This is a genomic window from Synechococcus sp. R55.7 (assembly GCF_047461955.1).
Lineage (GTDB): Bacteria > Cyanobacteriota > Cyanobacteriia > Thermostichales > Thermostichaceae > Thermostichus.
This window is the reverse complement of sequence record NZ_JANSIC010000040.1, coordinates 7,800-11,245: the sequence shown is the minus strand read 5'-3', so window position 1 is coordinate 11,245 and position 3,446 is coordinate 7,800. Positions and strand designations below refer to the sequence as shown.

Below are 3,446 nucleotides of genomic sequence, written 5' to 3'. Positions count from 1 at the left end.
AAGCTGTGGGGTGGCATAACAGAGGGATGAGGGTCAAACTAGCGGTGGTGCCCATGTGAGGATTGCAATGGAAGGCAGACCTAGGGCTAGGGTAGGGCGGCCTGTGCCGAAATCTCTGGAGACAAGGCAAAATGGCCGGCAACTTGCTCAACGGCGCCGACGCAGAGGTTCTTGGATCCCTTCACCGCGAAGCTCTAGGCAGTGGGGAACAGCGCTGGGATGGCTCTTGGGGGAGCGGATCCCGACGGCCCGCCAGCTTGACTTTCGCGCCGGCATGACCGGACTGGCTTTGATCATCGCCCTATTTGTAACAGGAGCACGTCTGGTTTATTTGCAACATCAACAGGCACCCCTATTGCAGCAGCGAGCCGAAGCCCAGCAGCGAGCCCAGCTAAGACCTTTCATTCCTCGTCGCTCAATTGTGGATCGTCATTCTATTGCCAAGCAGCAGGCAGAATTGCTGGCCGTAGATCGCCCCGTCTATACTCTCTGGGCCCATCCCCGCCTCTTTGGCAAACGCACTCCAGAGGAAATTGCCACCGCTCTTGCTCCCCTGTTGCGGCGTCCAGTAGAGCAACTGGCGCAGCGGCTATCGGCCAATCAGGCAGTGCGGGTGGAGCGCTGGGTATCCCAGGAGGTGGCGGATCAAATTCAGGCTCTGCATCTGGATGGCCTGGAGCTGGTGAGCGAGCGGCAACGCGTTTACCCCCAAAAAGAGATGGCCGCCGAGGTGGTGGGCTATGTGGATCTGGATCATCAGGGCCAAGCGGGAGTGGAATATTCCCGGCAAGAGCTGCTGGAGCGTACTGTTCAGCCTGTTACCATTCCTCGCGATGGCTACGGACGACTGTTGGCTGCAGAGGTACCGGAAGGGCTGCTGCAATCTGGCGAGACGGTGCTGCAACTTACCCTAGACATGCGTCTGCAAAGAGCTGCCCGCGCTGCCCTGAAAGTGCAACTGCAACGGTTTCGAGCCCTGCGGGGCACGGTGATCATATTGCAGCCCCACACGGGAGAGATTTTGGCTCTGGTGAGCGAGCCCACCTATGACCCCAACCGCTACTTTGAGTATGACCCCGGTCTTTTTCGCAACTGGGCCGTAACGGATTTGTATGAGCCGGGATCCACCTTCAAGCCCATCAACATTGCCATTGGGTTGGATGCTGGAGCCTTCAGGGCAGATGAGCGGGTCTATGACGAGGGTCGGATTCTCATCGGTCAGTGGCCCATTCAAAATTACGACTACCACCAGCGAGGGGCCCATGGCTGGATGAGCGTCACGGATATCCTGCGGCAATCCAGCAATGTGGGTATGGTACACCTGATGCGCAAGCTGGATCCCCGCCAGTACTACAATGCCTTGGTGCGGCTGGGGTTCAACGAGCGCAGTGGCGTGGATTTGCCCTTTGAGCCGGCCAGCCGTTTGAAACCGCTGCGACAGTTTGTTACGGTGCCGGTGGAGCGGGCCACTGTCGCTTTCGGCCAGGGGCTGGCCCTCACTCCTCTACAGTTGGCTGCCATGCATTGCATCATTGCCAACGGCGGACTGAAAGTGCAGCCCCATGTGGTGCGAGGCTTGGTGGAAAAGGATACGGATACTCTGGTTTGGGGATCCCCGCAGCCGCAGCCGGTGCGGGTACTATCCGAGCAAGCCACGCTGGCAGTGCGTATCCAAATGCGGGATGTGGTGGACTTTGGCACGGGGCAATCGGCCAAGATCGAGGGGTATGAGATCGGCGGCAAAACCGGCACTGCCCAGAAAGCCGGGCCACGGGGGGGCTATTTGCCCGGCAAGCGCATCACCAGTTTTGTGGGCTACTTCCCGGCCATTCGCCCGAATTACGTGATCTTGGCGGTGATCGACGAGCCCCAGGGGGAAGATGCCTTCGGCTCGACGACGGCTGCTCCCGTTGTTCGCTCGGTGATCCAGGAGATCATCGCCCTAGAGGGGATCCGCCCCAACTCTACTTAGCGCAGCCATAGGAACAAGGGGCGAAGGTGGATGCCAAAGGGGGCCCAGACAGTGAGGAAATGAGCGAAATGCCCATACCTCCGGATTGGCTCTTCCTGGAAAAAGCCATACTCAAGACTGGCCACCCACAGAGTCCGACTTAACCTCTGCACTCCTCCAGCTCAGCTTGGAGTTGAGGTAGAAGTTCCAGAATACAACAATACCGATGGCAATTAAGTTGGCCAATAGATAATGAATGCCCAAGCGCTCGCTCAGCAAGGTCACCAGTGAAGTGTTGAGAACCAAGCCAATTAAGCAGATAACGTTAAACTTCGCCAACCGCTTCAGGCGATTCCAGGGCCCCGGCTGCAAGCGGGTCACATGGCGAAAAGTCCACAGGTCGTTCCAGAGGAAGTTATTGAGAATGGCCACCTCCGAAGCAACCAGCTTACTGGTTATGAGATCCCATCCTAAGTTGGTGGGATCGTGCAAAACATAGAGCAAAGCCATGTCCACCAAGGTGCCGGATAGGCCAACCGTGCTGAAGCGCAAAAAGGATCCCACCTGCCCTAGCGAAAAGCGCAGCACCATCAGGTGGTGGAGATATTGGAGACAAGTTTGCAGTTGGATTTTGCTCTCCCCGTTTTGGCGCTCCTGAAAGATGTAGCCGACTTCAGCAATGGTTTTCACCCGGCCCCGCGCCAGCACCTCGATCAGCAGCTTGTAACCCTTGGGGTTGAGCGGGATCCCGGCAATGGCTTGGCGTCTGACCAGAAACAGTCCGCTCAACGGATCGGAAACACGGCTGAAAACTCCCGGCAGCAGAACCAGCCCAATCCATTGGGCCCCGCGGGAGACAATGCGCCGGCCCAGGCTCCAGTGGCTCACCCCTCCCGATGGTGCATAGCGGCTGCCCACCACCAAATCTGCCCCTTTCTGGATGAGCGGCCACAATTTGAGGACAATCTCCGGCGGATGCTGCAAATCCCCATCCATAACCCCCAACACCTCGCCGCGGGCAGCTTGCCATCCCCGCAGCACGGCAGTGGCCAGGCCTCGTTCGTGGTGGCGACAAATGACTTGCAGTTGAGGGAATTCTTTTTGCAATCCTTGGGCCACTTTGGCAGTGTAATCGGGGCTATTGTCATCCACCACAATCAACTCATAGCTTCCAGGCAGAATCGTGTCTAGGTGGGCACACAACTGCCGGATCAGGCTGCAGATACTGGAGGCTTCGTTGTAGGTGGGAATGACCAGCGACAGTTGGACAGGGCTGGACTGAGACAGAGGTGGAATCTGAAAAGGAGCTGCAGAAGCTTTGGGATCGGCAGAGGAAGTAGGAGCTCCATGAAGCATTCAGCAGGCCATCCAAAAACAATAAAACAAAAATCCTCCCCCTAGGGCTGCAAATCCTAGGACTGCCTTGGTTCACATTGGGTCCACAGAACGATCCCCTATCGTACTGATCGATGAGCCGCAGGGCTAGACCTTTCTC

General features: G+C 57.5%; 2 protein-coding genes. One reads left to right on the top strand and one right to left on the bottom strand.

What is annotated here, in order from left to right; translation table 11 throughout:
• Nucleotides 1-226: 226 nt before the first annotated feature.
• A complete protein-coding gene (locus tag NW820_RS03530) occupies nt 227-1,972 on the top strand; it encodes a peptidoglycan D,D-transpeptidase FtsI family protein (protein WP_414406693.1) in 1,746 nt (581 codons plus the stop codon).
• Nucleotides 1,973-2,083: 111 nt separating this feature from the next.
• Here the strand turns inward: NW820_RS03530 and NW820_RS03525 are convergent, their stop codons facing one another.
• Entirely contained in the window at nt 2,084-3,307 is a 1,224-nt protein-coding gene (locus tag NW820_RS03525; RefSeq protein ID WP_414406692.1) for a glycosyltransferase, read from the bottom strand.
• Nucleotides 3,308-3,446 lie beyond the last annotated feature (139 nt).

Coding starts and splice junctions, on each gene's coding strand:
- NW820_RS03525 (WP_414406692.1), bottom strand. CDS start 3,307: ATGCTTCATGGAGCTCCTACTTCCTCTGCCGATCCCAAAGCTTCTGCA.